The sequence below is a fragment of the Streptomyces sp. NPDC020801 genome, from assembly GCF_044334385.1.
In the GTDB taxonomy this organism is placed as follows: domain Bacteria; phylum Actinomycetota; class Actinomycetes; order Streptomycetales; family Streptomycetaceae; genus Streptomyces.
In genome coordinates, this window is sequence record NZ_JBIRST010000001.1 from 884,182 (window position 1) to 901,995 (window position 17,814).

Sequence of the window (17,814 nt, forward strand, 5' to 3'; positions counted from 1 at the left end):
CCGGCAGTGTCCATGACCCGCGCGGCGAGGCCCATCACCACGAGGTGACCGTGCCCGCGCGCAGGGTGGCGCCCCCGGCCACGACCGGCCGCGGCGCCCGTACCCCTCACCCAACCCCCCGGAACGGCAGGACCGGCAGGGGCCGGATGTCCCGGGGGCTGCACCGATGGGCCCGGCCGGGCGGGGCGTACACCGAGGGTGTGGCCGGGCGGTGCGTACCGAGGGTGTGGCCGGGCGGTGCGTACCGAGGGTGTGGCCGGGCGGTGCGGACGAGGGCCCGGCTGCTCGGGGAGTGCCGAGGGCGGGTCCGGCCGACGGCTTGCGGCGGGGGGTGGGAGACGGACCACCGATCCCCGGCACCGCACCCCCACCGATCGGCCGGCGCCGCGACGAACAGCAGCCCCCGCGAGGGGTCAGGCCACGGTGATGCTGTCGTCGAGGTAGACGTCCTGTACGGCGTGGAGGAGTTCGATGCCCTCGCCGGTGGGCCGCTGGAAGGCTTTGCGGCCGGTGATGAGCCCGGTGCCGCCGGCCCGTTTGTTGATCACCGCTGTCCGTACGGCCTGCGCCAGGTCCGCTTTGCCGGCCGATGCGCCGCCGCTGTTGATGAGTCCGACGCGGCCCATGTAGCAGTTGGCCACCTGCCAGCGGGTGAGGTCGATCGGGTGATCGGTGGTGAGCCTCTCGTACAGGAGCTTGTCGGTCCTGCCGAAGCCCAGAGCGGGATAGCCGCCGTTGTTCTCCGGCTGCTTCTGCTTGACGATGTCGGCCTGGATGGTCACGCCGAGGTGGTTGGCCTGCCCGGTGAGGTCGGCCGACACCGAGTAGTCCACGCCGTCCTTCTTGAACGCCGGGTTGCGCAGGTAGCACCACAGCACGGTGAACATGCCCAGTTCATGGGCCCGCGCGAAGACCTCGCTCGCCTCCTGCAACTGGCGGTCCGACTGCTCCGAGCCGAAGTAGACCGTGGCACCGACACCGGCCGCGCCGAGTTGGAAGCACTGCTCGACGTTGCCGAACATGATCTGGTCGTAATGGTTCGGGTAGGTCAGCAGCTCGTTGTGATTGAGCTTCACGATGAACGGGATCCTGTGCGCGTAACGCCGCGATACTGCCCCGAGCACGCCGAGTGTGCTGGCGACCGCATTGCAGCCGCCCTCCATGGCGAGCTCGACAATGTTCCGGGGGTCGAGGTAGCGGGGGTTCGCGGCGAACGCCGACGCCGCCGAGTGCTCGATGCCCTGGTCGACCGGCAGGACGGACACGTATCCCGTGCCGGCCAGACGGCCGTGGTCGAAGAGGGACTGCAGGTTCCGCAGCACCCGGGGCGAGCGGTCGGTTGCGGCCACGGTCCGGTCGACGAAGTCATCACCCGGCAGTACCAGGTCTTCCTTGGGAATCCCTTGGGCGGCATAGGCCAGCAGGTCCTTGGCCTCGTCGCCCAGCAAGCCTTGGATGTCGGTCATCGGCTCGCCTCTCCGGTTCGCTCGGAAATGCCGAGGGGTGGGGCCCCGGGTTCCCGCAACCGCCGGGCTCATGTGAGTCCGTACGCGCCGTTTGGGCGTCCTGTCCCGGGTGGCCGGGTGGCCGGGTGGCCGGGTGGCCGGGTGGCCGGGGGCCGGGCCGGTCACCGGATGCCGCCGCAGGCGCTCCGGCCGGGCCGTGCCGTCGGGCAGTGGGTGGACTCGGGGTACGGGCCGGTCAGGACGCCGGAGCGGTCCTGCCGTGGAACAGTGGAAGAGGAGACACGGGCCGCGCGACGCCCGTGGAGGTGCAGGCCGGGCGGAGGAGGACACGATGCGTCACCCTGTGCTGGCGGGCATCGACGGGTCCGAACGCAGTTCGGCGGCGGCCGACTGGGCGGCGCGAGAGGCCGCGCTGCGCGGCGTCCCGCTGCGCCTGCTCCACGCCTTCCCGCCGCTTCCCGGCACCCCCGTGCCGGGCCCGGCCCTGGACAGGCTGCGTCACATGGGTGCGCGGATGCTCCAGCGGGTGGCCGCCGACCTCGAAGACCGCTACCCGGATGTCGAGGTGCGGGGCGAGCAGACCGATGACGCCCCGGCCGCGGCTCTCCTCGCCGCGGCCCGCGCAGCCGGGCTCCTCGTCGTCGGCACACGGGGGACGGGCGGTTTCGACGGTCTCGCGGTCGGCTCGGTGGCACTGCGGATGGCGGCAGCGGCCCCGTGCCCTGTCGTGCTGGTTCCCCAGCCTCCCGGTGCCTTCGGAGCAGGGACGCCCGCGGCACGCGGCGCTGCCCGGATCGTGGTGGGGTTCGACGCGCATCACCCGGTCGGTGAGGTGGCGGACTTCGCGTTCTCGGCCGCTGAGGCACGCGGAGCACGTCTGCGGGTGGTCCAGGCATGGGCGTTTCCCGCCGAGGCCGTCTCTCCGCGGATGCTGGTGGTCACCGAGGAGGACCGCGCCACATGGGAGGACCAGGAGGTCCTGCAGCTCTCCGACGCGCTGCGCGCCTGGCAGGAGAAGTACCCGGGCGTGACGGTCCGCACCGATGTCGTGCTGCTCCATCCCGCGGAAGCGCTGTTGAACGCGTCCCGGGGGGCGGCCCTGCTCGTCGTGGGCCGGCGCGCCGATCCGCAGGCGGCCGAAGGCCGACTGGGCCCGGTCACGCACGCCGTACTGCACCACGCCGGCTGCCCGGTGGCGGTCGTGCCGCACGCCGGATAACGGCCGGCCGGAGGTCTGGTGGCGGCCCGTCAGGTCCGGCAGCGATCCGGTGCACGGCGGCGATCCGGTGCACGGCGGCGATCCGGTGCACGGCGGCGATCCGGTGTGCGGCGGGGCCGGTCAGCCGAAGAACACCTCGAACTCGTCGTACAGCGACGGATCGACCAGCTTGGTCGTCGCTGTGGCATCGGCGAGGGGGAGGCGGACGATCCGGGTGCCCTGCAGGGCGACCATGACGCCGAAGTCACCGTCCTTGACCGCGTCGATGGCGTGCAGGCCGAAGCGCGTGGCCAGCCACCGGTCGAAGGCGCTCGGGGTGCCGCCGCGCTGGATGTGACCCAGCACCGTGGTGCGGGCATCCTTGCCCGTGCGTTCCGAGATCTCCTGGGCCAGCCATTCACCGATGCCGGACAGCCGTACATGGCCGAACTCGTCCAGCGACCGATCCTTGAGGATCATCTGCCCCTCTTTGGGGACGGCCCCTTCGGCCACGACGACGATCGGCGCGTAGTTGATCTTGAAGCGGCTCTTCACCTGCTCACAGACCTGATCGATGTCGAACGGCAGCTCCGGGACGAGGATCACGTTGGCGCCGCCCGCGATGCCGGCGTGCAGGGCGATCCACCCGGAGTGCCGCCCCATCACCTCCACCACCAGCGTGCGCATGTGCGACTCGGCGGTGGTGTGGAGACGGTCGATGGCCTCGGTCGCGATACCGACGGCCGTGTTGAAGCCGAAGGTGTAGTCGGTGCCGGAGACGTCGTTGTCGATGGTCTTCGGCACGCCGACCAGGTGGATCCCCTCCCGGCTCAGCTCGGTGGCCACACCGAGCGTGTCCTCGCCGCCGATCACGACGAGCGCGTCCACCTCGTACGTGGCAAGCGTGTCCTGGATGCGCCGCAGCCCGTCCTCGTGCTTGAACGGATTGGTGCGGGAGGAGCCGAGGATGGTCCCGCCGCGGGGGAGGATCCCCCGCACGCTGGAGATGTCCAAGGGCAGGACATCACCCTGGAGCAAACCGAGCCAGCCGTCCCGCACGCCGACGAAGTCGAAGGCGTATTCCTGGACGCCTTTGCGGACGACACTGCGGATCACGGCGTTGAGGCCGGGACAGTCACCGCCGCCGGTCAGTACTCCGACCTTCATGGGCTTCCTCCATCCGCTGGTCACCCCGCCTGGCCGGGGCCTTCTCGGCGATCGAAACCCGCCGTCGGGGCACATGGACCGCCTGCTTCCAGCCTCCCCCCGTTCGATCCGCAGTGACCACTCGACCGATGCCTGCCGGACCCGGGCGGCCCGCTCGCCGGAACCGCTGTCCGGCCCCCGGGGCCGGATCGGAGACCGCCCCCCGGGGCCGGACCGGAGACCGCCGGATGAGGTGCGGGCCGTGCCGGAGGGGCCAAGGGGCCACCTGCGCGAACGGCCCCGGGACAACCCGGCGCGGACAGGTCCCAGGCCCACCTGGACCATTACGGGGGCAGGATGCGCACCTGCGACGCGACTCCGGGCAACTGGTTCGGACGTGAGGCCAGGCCCGTACTGCCGTGCCGCGTTGCCCAGGCCATCGAACTTGCCCTTCGTGAGGGGCGGACTCCAACGGCCACGGGCCGCCCGTTCCACCTCGACCAGTCCGGCGGCATCTCCCCTCTGCTTCGGGCAGGTCCAGAAGGAGGAGTGCGGGGCCTGGGAAGTGGAGTGCCGCCAGGGCGGCGGCATCCTGCCGGCGGACGTGAGCGGTGATGTGCAGTCCTGCTCCTTCCAGGCGGAGCGCGAGGGGCGCGGGGCAGGTGCCGGCTGGGGTGAGCGGACCGAGCCGGAAAGCCGGGGCCGCAGGCGGGAGATGCATCCTCGGCACCGGGAGGCCAGAGGGCCGTGGCATGGTCATCCTCCTTCTTCGCCCCCAATTCCTCTGGCAGTTGGCACCTGTGGCGGGTGCAGAGGCCGGCTTACCCCAGGGTGGGGACTGCGGTGGGGGATGGCGCGTTGTGGTCCGGTGCGGTCCACGGGCGGGAGGTGGCACTGTTCCAGTCGGGTTCCCATCCGGGGCGCAGCCCGCCGGCGCTCCAGCCGTCGGTGCGCCGCGGGGGGCGGTCGCCGCTGCGGTGGCGGTGGAGGGCCTGGGCGTAGACGTGGCGGGCGGCCCGGAAGGCGTCCTCGGCGGTGGCTGCGGTGCCGGTGAGCACGTGGATGCCGCGGGCGTTGGTGCGGGGGTCGCGGATGGGGACGTCGACCTCGTGGACGGGGTGGTGCTTGGCGACTTCCTTCGGGAGTGTGGTGCGCACCTCGCCGCGTTGTCGCATCACCCGAGTACGTCCGGTACGCGGGCGATGCTCCGCCTTGCGATGCAGCGCACCGGACGCCGCGAGCTTTCCGGCAAACCTTTCCGGCCACAGCACCAGTTTCAGCTGTCCGGCAGGGCCGGGCGGTGCTGGGGCAGGTGGAGAACGGCGTCGATTTCGAGGGCGATGCCGGGCAGGTCGGTCTGGGTGAGGGTGCGGGCGGGGGCCGGGGTGCCGACGTAGGCGCGGTAGACGTCGTCGAAGTCGTTCTTGCGGGCCGGATCGTGCAGGTGGACGTTGACCTTGACGGCGTCGCGCAGACTGCCGCCGGCCGCTTCGGCGACCGCCTGGAGGTTGTCCAGGGTGCGGCGGGCCTGCAGCGTGAACGGATCCCCCTCGCTCATGCGTTCACCGGAGGGGTGGCGGGGGGTCTGCCCGGAGAGGAAGACGAGATCGCCGGCGCGGACGGCCTGGCTGTAGGTGCCCGCCGGTGCCGGAGCTCCGCGTGTGGAGACGGCCGCCGGCTTCGCCGGGTCGAGGTTCACAGTCCCTGCTCCTTGCCGAGGGCCTTGAGGGTGGTGGTGATGCGTTCGAGGGCTGCGGCCCACTGCTGTTCGTCGCGCGCGTAGCAGAGCCGGAAGTGGCCGCGGCCGGCCGGGCCGAACTGGTAGCCGGGGCTGACCAGCACACCGGCGTCGCGGACGAGGCGGGCGGCGACTTCCTGGTCGGGCAGGCGGAGGGCGGAGACGTCGGGGAAGAGGTAGGCGGTACCGGCCTGGGGGTGCACGGTGAGGTAGTCGACCTCGCGCAGCCACTCCACGCTCATCTCCCGGAGGACCCGCAGCTCCTCCACCCGGGTGGCCACCCAGGAAAGGTCCTCACGCAGCCAGGGCACGAGGACGTGCTGGGCGTAGGCGGGGGCGCGCAGCGCCATGAGGGCCAGGACGTCCTCGATGGCGTCGGCCAGGTGGGGCGGGGCGACGACGACGCCGAGCCGGTAGCCGGACAGCGACTCGGTCTTGGACGGCCCCAGCAGTGTGATACAGCGCCCCGCGAGGGCGGGCTCCCTCGCGAAGTGCGGGAGCGGACCGCCGTAGACGAGGCGGGCGTAGAGCTGGTCGGCGACGACGGTCATCCCGTACCGCTCGGCGATCTTCCCTGTCGCGGCGATGGTTGCCCTGCTGTGGACGGCGCCGGTCGGGTTGTTGGGGTGCGACAGCAGCAGCACCCTCGCTCCGGCGCGGGCGGACTCTTCGAGGGCATCCAGGTCCAGTTCCGGGCCTTCGGGCGTCAGTTGCAGGCCGATCCGGTCCACCGCGGCGCCGAGGTAGCGGATGATCCGTTCGTCGAAGAGGTAGTCGGGGTCCGGGACGGCGACGCGGCCGCCCTCCTCCACCGTGGCGGACAGTGCCGCGAACAGGCCAGCCTGCGTTCCCGGGGTGAGAACGACCTCACGCTCGGGATCGACCCGCATGCCCATGAAAGCGCCGACCGCCTGTGCCACCTGCCGCCGCACCCCGGCCTCGCCCCGGTAGGCGGTGTAGGCGAGCTCGCCGCGCCCGGCCGCGGCGGCGAACAGCGGCAGGGCCCACTGTGGCGGCGGGAAGCGCACCGTGTCGAAGTGGGTGGTGTCCAGCACCACCGCCCCGGGCCCGCCGACGGCGTCCCGTCCCCGGGCGGTCTCGCGGACGGCCTGGCGCACATACTCGTCGGCCTCCCGGGCGGACAGCGCGCCGTCTGCGGCGCCGGGTACCGCCGCCCGCAGCAGACGCGCCGGCCGGTTCGGAATCTCTCGTTCACTCATAGCCGTAATGTATACCTGTCAATCTTTTGCATACAAGAGTGGGATCGTTATGCACGTACTGCGGCCGCTGTTAGCGTGGCGGCGTGACCAGGAGGATGCGATGAACGCGACGGGGGCCCGGGCCGCGGGGAACAACGGCACGCAAGGGCGCGCAACGAAGGCGAGCCGCGTCTATGCGGCGCTGCGCGAGGACATCCTCTCGGGCCGTCTGGGCGCCGGTTCGGTCCTGGACGAGGCGGAGCTCGCCGGCTACTTCGCGGTGTCCAGGACCCCGGTCCGCGAAGCCCTGCGGTCGTTGCAGCGCGACGGCCTGCTGCTGGACGGGCCGCGCCGCCAGCTCTTCGTGATCGACGTCTCCGAGCACCGCCGTGAGGTCGTCCTGCTGCGCGAGGCGCTGGAGGGGGCCGCGACGGTCGAGGCGTGCCGCAGGCTGGAGCCGGACGACCTCGACGGGCTGCGCCTGGCGGTGATCCGCCAGCGCCGGGCCGCCCGCTCGGACGAGACGGATGAGTTCTTCCGGCTGGACGAGGAGTTCCACCGGGCACTGGCGGCCGTCGCGCGTATGCCGCTGCTGTCGATGCTGCTCGGCCAGCTCGGCGCGTTCGTCCACCTCGCCCGGGCCGGTCAGAGCACCGACGCCGATCACATGCTGGGAGTGGCGGACGAGCATGACCGCCTCGTCGACCTCCTCGAAGCACGTGACGCGCTCACCCTGCGGGCCGCTTTGACCACCCACATCCACAACCTCGCCCCCCGGCGCGCCCCGGCCGCACCGGAGGGCGATCGGGCCGCGCCGGGCGGACCTGCCTGACCGGCCGGCCCGGCGGCCCGGTCAGACGGCCGCCGCCGGGCTGCGCGCCGGCACGATGCGCTCCAGCCAGGCGCCCATCAGCAGCCTCGCCTGGTGCTCAAGACCTGCCTGGCGGCGCCCGTGCTCGGCCAGGAACGCCTCGACCCGGCCGGAGCCGAGGCCGGCCTCGGCCGCGCGGCGGTAGGAGCCGTCGGCGAGCCAGAGCCGGGCCAGGGCAGCGGTCACCTCCAGGTGGAACTGGATGCCGTAGGCGCTGGATCCGACCCTGAACGCGTGCGGGTAGCGGGCCGAGCGGGCCAGCAGCGCGGCCTGCGGAGGCAGGCGGAAGGTGTCGGAGTGCCAGGCCATCACCGTCGGACGCCCGTCCTCGCCGCCGACCGCCGCCGCCCATTGGGCGACCACCGGATCGGCATGCCCGGCCGCCGTCACCGTCACCGGGACGTGCCCGACCTCCGGGCCGTCCCCGTGCACGCACGCCCCGCCCGTGGCCGCCGCCAGAAGCTGCGCACCCAGGCACACCCCCCAGTAGGGGACACCCCGCAGCACGGCCTCCTCGATGAGGCGGCACTCGCCGCTGTTGCCCGGGTGCAAACCACGGACGGTGCCAGGCCCTCCCATGACCACCAGCGCATCCACGCCGTCCAGCGACGCCGGCGGGCGCGGGTCGTCGTAGGAAGCCACGCGCACCTCCTCCACGAGCCAGCCGCGATCGGCCAACAGCCGCCCGTACACCCCGGCCGGCTCGGAATCCACATGCGTCAGCACCAGAGCCCTGCGCGGCCGCACATCGCCCGCCTCCACCACACCAACCACCGCCTTGCCTGAGCACGGGAAGGGGCGAGGCATGCCGAAGGACCGCCGACACCCACCTCACTTGTATACATTAAGAAGTTTAGTACACGACGGAGTGGTCCTGGTGCAAGCTGCGGCGATCGATCCACTGGCGGACGGCCAAGGGGAGCAGCACAAGTGCACGTCCGTCGGTGACCCGTGTCCAAGGTGGGCGTCCGCCTCGGGAATCGGGCGAGCGGGCCGGCCTGCGGCCGTCCGGCGGATGCCGCCGCGACGTTGCCGCTTCCGGCACTCACCGTCACAGCATGGGGCGGACCCTCAATCGCGCACATGATGGTCCTTTGCACAGCGAGTCCCCTGCCCGTAACGGTGGTTGGCCTGGTGACAGCCGCTGCCCCGGGATTCGTGCGTGGAGCGCGCCGCACGGCTGCAACAACCGGGACGGCACACGCCTCAACTCGAACAGCCTCATCGACTACCGGTGGTCGACGGACTGCAGCGACGGTGGCGGTACCTGCACCCACTACCCTGTGCTGCCGGGCTGCGCCGGCGGCATCGGCTGGAGCCCGAAAGCCCGCTCCGGCGGCGAACTGTGCGAGGGATGCGGGACCAGGTCTCCGAATCCGCAGGAGAGGCGCATGGCCGAACAACCCCCCACGCGGTACTCGCCCGAGGGCACCCCGTCGGGCCGCAGCGCGGACAGCGTCTGGTTCGGCAACGGCTACTCCACGGAAACCCCACGCGCCCGCAAACTGTGGTGGCGGATCAGGGACGCGCTCCGCCGGCCGGTGAAGAACGGCAGGCAACGCCACTGATCGCGCGAGCACCGGTGGGCCCTCCCCGCAGAAGGGCGCTGCGAGGGGGGGCCAGCTTCAGCCGACACTCCACCTCCTCGCTCTCGGCTTGGGAAGCTGCGATCATGTGCGGCCTGTGCGGCCTGTGCGGCCTGTCCGGCCTGTGCGGCCTGTGCGGCCTGTGCGGGCGCTGGCCTGGCCCAACGGCCGGGGCATGGGTCTCGTCGAGCTCGACTGCCTTCGCCGCGTTTCCCCACAAGCGCACCAAATGGGGTGAGGGCCTACCTTCTGTGCGCCACCCGCCAAGAATCCCCACGGCTGGAACCTCAACCTGACCGCTTTCGGCGATGCCCAGCAGGGCGTCTTCCCCGAGGCGTGCCACGAGACGCGGCAGGGCCGGCAGCTTCGCCGGTCGTTGGCTGTCACACTCTCCGTGATGGCCACACATGTGAGCGATCGCCGGGCCCAGGATCTTGACACGGCCCATGGCCCCCCAGCGGTGAGCCTGGTCACGCCACTTTCGGCATCTACTACGCGCGGCCGTAGACCTCAACACCCACCAGGGTCCGAGAAACCGGTGCCGATACCGAGCCCCGCTACGGTCGTGGGCCGTATCAGCCGCGGTTGTCACTGGGCTGGGGCACGAGCTAACGATGGTCTCTGTCGTGTAGTGCCGCCGGTGCCACGCTTCCCGGCGGTGCCCTTCCCCGACGCGGGCATTCGGAATCCCGATCCGGCTCCGCCATGGCCTGGTTGCGTGTCCCGAGCACAAGGAAGAAGGTGCCCCATGTCCAGCGTCGCCCTGCTCGCCCATCCTGCGGTCGGCGCCGCGTCGGCCGGGGTAGCCGGCCGGACGATGGCCTTCCTGGACTACTTCGCCGGCGTCTTCACCCTGGTCTCACTGACGGCCGTGGTGACGTGCGGGCTCGCCGCCACCGACCGGCTGGTGCTGACCCCCCGCCTGCGGGTGGCCGTGCAGTCGGTGCACCGGGCGAGCGCTGTCGCGGCGCTCGGCTTCCTGGTCACCCACATCGCGGTCAAGGTCGTCGAGCGGCACGCCGCTCCGCAGACCGCGGTGGTCCCCTTCACCGGCGGCGCCGCCCTCGCGGTGAGCCTGGGCACCATCGCCGCCGACCTGCTCGTCCTGATCACGGCTACCGGCGTGCTCCGCGGCCGGTTCGCCGGCAGCCGCAGCCCCTGGCTGTGGCGGGTGCTGCACTCCATGGCGTACGTCTGCTGGCCGGTCTCACTGGCGCACGGGCTGACGGCGGGGCGCAAGGCGCACGCATGGGTGCTCTGGGGCTACGGACTGTGTGCGGCCCTGGTGGCGCTGGCACTGTTGGTCCGTGCCCTTTCCTACCTGGGCCGCCACCGGACCCTGAGCCGGCGTCGGCGCGGTGCCGAGGCGTATCGGCCCACTGCTGTCCGCCCGGGCGCGCTGGCCGCCCTGTCCACGCGGTCCGCCTGGCCCATCACCGGCGCCCGGCCCATCACCGGCGCCCGGGCCATTACCGGCGCCCGGCCCATCACCGGCGCCCGCCCGATCGCCTGGGCCGCCTGGCCCGCGGTACCGACGGCGGCGGCTCGCCGGTCCGCGCAGAGTGCCGGCCTGCCCGGACAGCCCAGGCACGCCGGGAGACCAGGGCCCCGGCCGCTCCGCCTGGCACAGCCAGGGAGCGGCGAGTGAAGGACGCCCCGCTGAAGCTGCCCGAGGTGCGCTGGCTGGATTCGGCCCGGCTGACCGCCGGCCTGGACCGCCACCAGCGCCTGGACCTCGCTGCCCACACCCGTGTTCACGCTCCGCTCCTCCAGCCGGGCCGGGACGGTCTGCTCGCCTTGGCCGAAGCCGTCGGCCTGTCCGGCCGCGGCGGTGCCGGCTTCCCGTTCGCCCGCAAGGCCCGGGCCGTGCTCGCGGCCGCCGACCGCACCGGCGCGCCGCCGGTCATCGTGGTGAACGGCGCGGAGGGCGAACCGGCCAGCGCCAAGGACAAGATGCTGTTCGCCCGCGCGCCGCACCTGGTACTGGACGGCGCCTGCCTGGCCGCGGCCGCGTTCGGCGCCGAGGAGATCGTGATCGGCGTCGCCGCGGGCAGCCCGGGCGAGATATCGGTCCCGGCCGCCCTCGCCGAGCGCGAACTTCCCTGCCCGGCCCGGACCGTATGCCTGCCCGAACGCTTCGTCTCCGGCGAGTCCGGGGCCCTGATCCGTGGCATCAACGGGCTGCCGGTGGTACCGGCACCGCTGAAGGCCCGCGCGGCCGACGGCGGAACGGGCGGGGTGCGCCGCCGTCCGACGCTGCTCTCCAATGCCGAGACCTGGGCCCAACTCGCCGTCGCGGCCCGGCTCGGACCCGATGCCTACGCCGCCGTCGGCACCGCCGCCGAACCCGGCACGGTCCTGCTCACCGTCAACCGGCCAGGCGCCGATCCGCTGGTGGTCGAGGTTCCGACCGGTACCCGGCTGGGCCCGGTACTTAACGCCTGCGGCCTCCAGCCGGGCGCTGGAGTGCTGGTGGGCGGTTACCACGGCGCTTGGCTGCACCCGTCGGACGCCATCGACGCGCCGCTCTCCCGCGCCGGCCTCGCCGGCCTCGGCGGAACCCTTGGCGCGGGCGCGATCGTCACGCTCCCCGACGGCACCTGCCCGCTCGGCGAGACCGCCCAGGTCGCGGCCTGGCTGGCGGCCGAGTCCGCCGGCCAGTGCGGACCGTGCAAGCGCGGCCTGCCCGATGCCGCCGAGGCACTGGCCGTGCTGGCCGCCGGTGCCGCCGAGCCAGCGGTGCTGGAGGACGCCCGGCGTGCCCTCGGCGCGGCCCAGGGCGGTGGCGCCTGCTCGCACCCGGACGGCACGGCCCGCTTCCTGCTCACCGCGCTGGACGTCTTCTCCAAGGACGTCGATGCCCACCTGTCCGGTCCCGGCTGCGGCCGTCCCGTACGCGGGGTACTGCCCCTCCCGCCCGCGAAGGGCGCCCGGCTGGAGGTGGACTGGTCACGCTGCACCGGCCACGGTCTGTGCGCCGTGCTGGCCCCCGACCTCATTCGCCTCGGCCCGCACGGCTACCCCACCTCCACCACCATCCCGGTCGCCCCCTGGCAGGAGCACGGTGCCCGCCGCGCCGTCAACCAGTGCCCGGCCCTGGCAATGCGTCTCCAGCACCGCGTCTGACTCCTACCGTGAGGCCCCCTCGCGCCTGCCGCGCCTGCGCCTGCGTCGGTGCAGGCGCTGTGGCGAGCCGGGCCGGGCGGGCGTGACACGGATTGCTGGTCGACGAGGTCCGCGCAGGACGTCATCGCCTGACAACGGACGGCCGAATCGACTGAGTCGCGGCTGTACCGGGCCGACTGGGCACGTACACGCTGAACCTCGACGACCGGCGCCTTCAGCAAGGGGTGCCGGGCCGGGCCGGTCTGCTGGAACCCCCGAATGAGCTCACCGAGCGGGGAAGGCGAGCCGCAGAACGATCTCGCCGTCGTCGAACTCCCCGGTGGGCTCGAACCCGAACTTCCTGTAGAAGGGCCACGGTTCGCCGTCGCCGGGCTCGTAGCTGGTCAGCAGCTCGGTGGCGCCGTCCGCGCGAACCAGGGCGGCGATCTGCGTGAGCGCCTCTCGGCCGATCCCCCGGCTCTGGTACCGCTTGTCGACGAGGAGGCGCCAGAGGAAGTGCCGCCCTTTGAAAGGACCAGCCTGCGGTTTCCACGACAGCATCACGAAGCCGACTGGCTCGTCGCCACGGTACACGGCGCGATACCAGGGATTGGCCTCCGGATTCTTTGCCGCCTCCTTGAGCGAATAGGACACGGAGGCGACGAACTGCTTCTGGTCACTTCGGACCCGGAGGGCACGAACGGCATCCCGGTTGTCGTCGGTGATCTCCCGCAGGTGCACGCCTGGGGATTTCATGCCACACCCTTTCCCGCGTCCGGCGGCCGCGGCATCCGGGCCGACGTGAAGAGCTGCCACCGGACGGCATTCCCTTGTGCGTACGCGTTGTCGAGGACGCCAGGCCGGACGTCTTCGCAGCGTATTCGACACCGGCGATCTGGAGCGGGACTGGCACGCCGGGCGCTGATCGCGTCCGAGGCAGCCGGCTCCTGGCGGAGAGCAATTCGGCCTGACGCGGCGATGCTCATGCCGGGAGCCGGGAGCCGGGAGCCGGGAGCCGGGAGCCGCCGATTCCGTGACGACGACTTGCGTGACGCCGTTGGGAACGTTGAACGTCTGCTCGGCGCCGGTGAAAGCGAACGTACAGGTGGTGGTGGGGCCTGAGACCGTGCAGGTGCCCTGGGCATGAGCGGTCCCGGACAGTGCCACCGGGGCAGTACCGGCGGCACAGAGCATGCTGGCCGCAACGGTCAGCGCACGTCCGCGGCGGCCCGCCGAACCGGCACGGTGCCCGCTCACACCTGAGCCCGGCCGACCGGCAGCAACCGACAGCGGTCGTCGTGACGGAAGGTCCGCGAGCATGACGGAAGGGGATCCACCGCGCCTCCGGCGTCGGTACGGTGAGTGAATGACTCTTCGGCAGTGGAGGGATCTCCAGGTGCGGAATGCCGATGTGCCGTGGCACGTATTCGATCCGATCGCCTACGTTGATCACAACTACCGCGATATTCGGGCAGAGGACGAGGAGATCCTGCACATCGTTCGCGATCATTTTGGCGGTCATTTCCGGAACAGGGATGCCGGCCGGGCCGCCGGCATCGATGTGGGTGCCGGGGCCAACCTCTACCCCGCCCTGTCCATGCTCCCCTGGTGCGACGAGATCACCCTCCTGGAGCACTCGTCCGCGAACGTGAGGTATCTCGAAAGTCAGGTCGACTCCTACGGCACGAACTGGGACCAGTTCTGGAACGCCCTCTGTGAACACGAGGCTTACAGCTTTCTTGACTTGGAACCGCGCGACCGGTTCCGCAGGGTCGTCAACGTCGAGCAGGGCAGCATCTTCGACCTGTCGCGGCACGAAGGGCAGTGGTCCGTGGGGACCATGTTCTTCGTCGCGGAGTCGATGACCGCCTCGCACCAGGAGTTCAGGTGGGGCGTCGAACGCTTCATGCGCACCCTGGCCCCCGGCGCCCCCTTCGCTGCGGCCTTCATGGAACATTCCAAGGGCCTTCACGTGGGTGAGCATTTTTTCCCCGCCTGTGACGTCGGAGAATCCGAGGTGCGCGCGAGCCTCGAACCGTTCGTGGACGACTTCAAGGTACAGAGGCTCGTATCCACGGCCTGTGTGCGCGATGGATATCCGGGAATGATCCTGGCCCACGGCTGGCGTCGAAATGCGGAGGCGGGCAATCCGGCCGTTTGATCAACTGACGGCGGTGCGGCCTGCGTGAGGGGCATGGGATGCAGATCAAGCCATGCCAGAATCTGCTGGACATCTGGCACGCCCTCGCCCGCCACTCCTTCCAGCAGGAGCAGTGGGACTGGGGCGAGTGGGGCGGGAAGAGCAGCGTCGCCGACGCCGAGCGGCTGCTCTGTCTGCTGTACCCGGCCACGGAGATCCCCGAGTTCCGGCTGGACGCCCCGGACACCACCACACAGCAGGACGTCCAGCAGGCACTCAAGAAGGCCGGAGGGCGGCTCGACCTGCCGGCCGACCTCGTCAAGGCCGCGTCCGAGTTCATGCGCACCCACACCGGCGAGGACAAGTGGCCCACCTTCGCCGGGGGTTGCTACTTCGGCTGCGGCGACCCGAACGAGGAACTCACCGAGGATCAACGCCGGCTCGGCGTGGTCGACTCCTTCTCCATGTCGCCGAGTACTTCTCCCTCTCCGCCGCCGTCCTCGTCCACGACCTGATGCGGCGCCGGGCCACCGACGACGACCTGGCCCGCATCGAGGCGCTGCAGCAGCGGGCTCACCGTCATGGAACGCCTCGCCGAACGCGGCCGCATCACCAGCCGGATGACGCGCGACGACCCCATGGTCCACCGGCTGCACAACGTGGGCGTCCGCCTGCCGTTGCCGGGCGGCGAGCGGCTCGGTCCGCCCATGACCTGGTCCTTGACCGACGTCTGGGCGCAGCTGCTGAAGCGGACCATCCAGCTGTGCACGCTCTCGCGCAACCTCGGCTCGCGCAACCTCGGCTCGTACGACCGGCTGCCCGGACTCGCCGAGGAGGTCCTCGACCCCGGCATGTCGCCTACGCGTTGGCGCTCGGCGTGCTGGGACAGCTCGACGCGCCGGCCCGGGCCTGCCGGATCGCCGACAGGGAGACCTGGAAGGCGTTGAGTCGGCTGGCCGCCCGGCTCACCGACGACAAGTACGGGGGCCCGCGTGAGAGCGGCGCCGGCGGAACCGTGACGGGCGCACGCACACCGGTTCGGATAGTCTCGAAGCTCTCCGGTGACAACGTTGCCCTGGACGAGCGCCGGGAGTTTCGGACGCGGGAGGCGAGCAGTGGCTGCCAGTGCGGTGGTGATCGGCGCCGGAGTGGCAGGGCTCACCACGGCGGTGTGCCTGGCGGAGTCCGGAATGGACGTCCGGGTGGACGCCGATCAGCCGCCCGGTGCGACGACCTCGGCGGCCGCGGGCGCGATGTGGGACCCCTATCTGGCCGAGCCCAGGGACATGGTCGAGCGCTGGAGCCGGGAGACCCTGACGGTACTCAACGAGCTGAGCGCCGACGCACAGACGGGCATCCGGCTGGTGGAAGGGACCCACGAATCCAGGATCCCCCGCGACATTCCGGAGTGGGGCAGCGTGGTGGGGGCGCGCATGTGCCCGGCGGAGGACCTCCGTCAGGGGTACGCGGTCGGCTGGAGCTATCGTGCGCCCCTCGTCGACATGCCCCGCTACCTCGACTACCTTGTGCGCCGGCTCGCGCGGGCCGGCGGTCGGATGCGCCGTCACCACTACAACACCCTCGACGAGGCGCTGTGCGAGGCGCCTGTGGTGGTCAACTGTTCCGGTGCCGGGGCCCGGTTCCTGGCGGACGACGCCTCGGTCGAGGCGGTGCGCGGCCAGCTCGTCGTCGTGGAGAACCCCGGCGTCCGGTCCTTCTTCTGCGACGACACCCCTGACGCCGAGGAACTCATCTACATCTATCCCCACTCCGACGTGCTGGTCCTGGGGGGAACGGCGGACCACGGGAACTGGGAACAGCGACCCGACCAGGCCACGGCCCAGGAGATCGTCCGCCGCTGCGCCGCCGTCGAGCCGTCGGTCGCCGGAGCCCAGGTGCTCGAACACCGGGTGGGGCTGAGGCCGGTGCGGAAGCGGGTCCGGCTCGGGGAAGAGCGGCACGAGGACACCTTGCTGCTGCACAACTACGGGCACGGCGGAGCCGGGCTGACCCTGTCCTGGGGGTGCGCCCGCGAGATCACGGAGCGGGTCCGTACCGCGGTGGGACCCACCCGCGCTACCCCCTGATCTGCCACTGCCGGCGCTCCGCGATGTCGGCCTCCGCGCCTCTGCGGAAGAGGTACAGCCAGGTCCTGGCCGCGAGCGTCGCGGTCAGCACGGTGGTCCACGGCCAGCTGGTGACATCCGCCGCCACCAGTGCCGAGCCGACCGCCGGCGAGGCCGCCGTGACGAGCATCAGGGCGCGCTCGTTCCGGCTTCGCCGGAATCGGTGGGCGATCGAGAACTCGGAGTGCTCGTACCAGGTGATGGCGGCGCTGAGTACGACCGCCAGGACCATGGTCGTCCACGGGTCGCCGCTGGCCTGCGCGTAGGTAACGGGAAGCGAGATCAGGAAGGGGAACACCCCACCGTACTCGGACAGGACGTTCCCCCACTTCATGATCTTGCCGAAGGTGTTCGAGCGGATCCGGGCCAGTTCTCCCGAGGCGCTCGCATAGACGATCAGGGAGAGCACCGTGCTGAACGTCGCTCCGATGAGAAGCAGACGCACGTCGTCGGGGAACCGGCTCGACGTGAAGGCGAAGCCCAGCAGGAAGGTGATCGCGGCGAGTATGGAACCGGAGAACGCTATGCCGGCCGCGGCTTCCCCGGACTGGAGGGTCGCGGGGTCGTCCTGCTCGAACCGGGCGATCTCGAAGGCGGGTTCACCAGCCAGTGTCACCAGTGCCGTCACCGCGTGGTCGGAGGGTGCCAGCGACTCCGTGAGCTGCTTCCGCGCATGGACGTGCACGAGATGCCGAGCGTCCGGGTCTATGTACTCGACACGCGCCTTGTACTGAAAGTGGACGTGGAGAGCGTCGTCCGTGCCGCCCGTGTGCATGACCCGAGTCCCTATGAAGCCGCTCACCAGCAGGAGGCGGGTGACCGCTGTCTCCTCGGTCCTCGCGACGGCGGATATGAGCGGCGGCTCGCTCGGATTCCGGGAGGAATGCGCCACCGTCTCGGCCAGGAGCCGCGAGGCCACACCCTGCCTCCGCATCCGGTCCCGGACCGCGATCACCGACAGACGTACATGCCCTGGTGAGGGCATCTCCGCGGCGATGCACCCCACCAGCTCGCCTTCGGATTCGGCCACCCGGACCAACCCGCGGTCAACGGCCTCGGCGAGGAGCGCGGACGACGGGACGACAGCGGCCTCACACGACTCGGTGAGCAGAAGGCGGAGTCCGGCCAGATCGGCGGCATCGGCCGCCCGGGTGGACCATGCAGCCATATCCGTCCGTTTCGTTCGGTTCGAGGTGTCGGAGAAGGCCATGATGCATGGCAACTGGCCCATTTCCCATC

Annotated in this window: 15 protein-coding genes and 1 pseudogene; 8 read left to right on the plus strand and 8 right to left on the minus strand. The window is 71.4% G+C overall.

What is annotated here, in order from left to right; genetic code table 11:
* Positions 1 to 413: 413 nt before the first annotated feature.
* On the minus strand, positions 414 to 1,466 hold the full coding sequence (locus ACH4UM_RS04180) for a class I fructose-bisphosphate aldolase (protein ID WP_398173278.1): 1,053 nt from the start codon (positions 1,464 to 1,466) through the stop codon (positions 414 to 416).
* Positions 1,467 to 1,797: 331 nt separating this feature from the next.
* Here ACH4UM_RS04180 and ACH4UM_RS04185 point away from each other — a divergent pair, with 331 nt between their 5' ends.
* Positions 1,798 to 2,685 carry a universal stress protein gene (locus tag ACH4UM_RS04185; RefSeq protein ID WP_398173280.1) on the plus strand — a complete coding sequence of 296 codons (888 nt, stop codon included), beginning with the start codon at positions 1,798 to 1,800 and terminating at the stop codon, positions 2,683 to 2,685.
* Positions 2,686 to 2,805: 120 nt separating this feature from the next.
* On the opposite strand, the gene ACH4UM_RS04190 is transcribed toward ACH4UM_RS04185, so the two are convergent.
* From ACH4UM_RS04190 to ACH4UM_RS04205, 4 genes are all read right to left on the minus strand, one after another.
* On the minus strand, positions 2,806 to 3,831 hold the full coding sequence (locus ACH4UM_RS04190) for a 6-phosphofructokinase (RefSeq protein ID WP_398173282.1): 1,026 nt from the start codon (positions 3,829 to 3,831) through the stop codon (positions 2,806 to 2,808).
* Positions 3,832 to 4,631: 800 nt separating this feature from the next.
* Positions 4,632 to 4,985, minus strand: coding sequence for a hypothetical protein (locus tag ACH4UM_RS04195; protein ID WP_398173284.1), 354 nt, complete (start codon positions 4,983 to 4,985; stop codon positions 4,632 to 4,634).
* Positions 4,986 to 5,086: 101 nt separating this feature from the next.
* Positions 5,087 to 5,509 carry a RidA family protein gene (locus tag ACH4UM_RS04200; RefSeq protein WP_398173286.1) on the minus strand — a complete coding sequence of 141 codons (423 nt, stop codon included), beginning with the start codon at positions 5,507 to 5,509 and terminating at the stop codon, positions 5,087 to 5,089.
* Positions 5,506 to 6,768: an aminotransferase class I/II-fold pyridoxal phosphate-dependent enzyme gene (locus ACH4UM_RS04205; RefSeq protein ID WP_398173288.1), complete on the minus strand. Its 1,263-nt coding sequence runs from the start codon at positions 6,766 to 6,768 to the stop codon at positions 5,506 to 5,508. Before ACH4UM_RS04205 ends, ACH4UM_RS04200 begins: the two co-directional genes overlap by 4 nt.
* Before the next feature lie 100 nt (positions 6,769 to 6,868).
* On the opposite strand from ACH4UM_RS04205, the gene ACH4UM_RS04210 reads away from it, so the two are divergent.
* Positions 6,869 to 7,579, plus strand: coding sequence for a GntR family transcriptional regulator (locus tag ACH4UM_RS04210; protein WP_398173290.1), 711 nt, complete (start codon positions 6,869 to 6,871; stop codon positions 7,577 to 7,579).
* A gap of 21 nt (positions 7,580 to 7,600) precedes the next feature.
* On the opposite strand, the gene ACH4UM_RS04215 is transcribed toward ACH4UM_RS04210, so the two are convergent.
* Positions 7,601 to 8,260 (minus strand): type 1 glutamine amidotransferase, encoded by a 660-nt coding sequence (locus ACH4UM_RS04215; RefSeq protein ID WP_398173292.1) that lies wholly within the window; start codon positions 8,258 to 8,260, stop codon positions 7,601 to 7,603.
* A 749-nt stretch (positions 8,261 to 9,009) separates the two neighbouring features.
* Between ACH4UM_RS04215 and ACH4UM_RS04220 the strand changes: the two genes are divergently transcribed.
* The 3 genes from ACH4UM_RS04220 to ACH4UM_RS04230 all read left to right on the plus strand — a co-directional run bounded on the left by ACH4UM_RS04220 (position 9,010) and on the right by ACH4UM_RS04230 (position 12,330).
* Entirely contained in the window at positions 9,010 to 9,186 is a 177-nt protein-coding gene (locus tag ACH4UM_RS04220) for a hypothetical protein (protein ID WP_398173294.1), read from the plus strand.
* Positions 9,187 to 9,952: 766 nt separating this feature from the next.
* Entirely contained in the window at positions 9,953 to 10,852 is a 900-nt protein-coding gene (locus tag ACH4UM_RS04225) for a hypothetical protein (protein WP_398173296.1), read from the plus strand.
* On the plus strand, positions 10,849 to 12,330 hold the full coding sequence (locus ACH4UM_RS04230) for an NADH-ubiquinone oxidoreductase-F iron-sulfur binding region domain-containing protein (RefSeq protein ID WP_398173298.1): 1,482 nt from the start codon (positions 10,849 to 10,851) through the stop codon (positions 12,328 to 12,330). Before ACH4UM_RS04225 ends, ACH4UM_RS04230 begins: the two co-directional genes overlap by 4 nt.
* 264 nt (positions 12,331 to 12,594) lie before the next feature.
* Here the strand turns inward: ACH4UM_RS04230 and ACH4UM_RS04235 are convergent, their stop codons facing one another.
* The gene (locus ACH4UM_RS04235) at positions 12,595 to 13,125 is read right to left on the minus strand and encodes a GNAT family N-acetyltransferase (protein ID WP_398173300.1); all 531 of its coding nucleotides are present in this window, start codon (positions 13,123 to 13,125) and stop codon (positions 12,595 to 12,597) included.
* Positions 13,126 to 13,675: 550 nt separating this feature from the next.
* Here ACH4UM_RS04235 and ACH4UM_RS04240 point away from each other — a divergent pair.
* The 3 genes and pseudogenes from ACH4UM_RS04240 (at position 13,676) to ACH4UM_RS04250 (ending at position 16,536) form a co-directional block, all read left to right on the plus strand.
* On the plus strand, positions 13,676 to 14,470 hold the full coding sequence (locus ACH4UM_RS04240; protein WP_398173302.1) for an SCO2525 family SAM-dependent methyltransferase: 795 nt from the start codon (positions 13,676 to 13,678) through the stop codon (positions 14,468 to 14,470).
* 38 nt (positions 14,471 to 14,508) lie between these two features.
* Positions 14,509 to 15,294: pseudogene (locus ACH4UM_RS04245) on the plus strand (hypothetical protein); the annotation flags it as partial.
* Between the two features lie 270 nt (positions 15,295 to 15,564).
* Entirely contained in the window at positions 15,565 to 16,536 is a 972-nt protein-coding gene (locus ACH4UM_RS04250; RefSeq protein ID WP_398173304.1) for an FAD-dependent oxidoreductase, read from the plus strand.
* Here ACH4UM_RS04250 and ACH4UM_RS04255 read toward each other — a convergent pair.
* Entirely contained in the window at positions 16,526 to 17,743 is a 1,218-nt protein-coding gene (locus tag ACH4UM_RS04255) for a GNAT family N-acetyltransferase (RefSeq protein ID WP_398173306.1), read from the minus strand. The two genes, ACH4UM_RS04250 and ACH4UM_RS04255, sit on opposite strands and share 11 nt — an antisense overlap.
* Between the last annotated feature and the right edge of the window lie 71 nt (positions 17,744 to 17,814).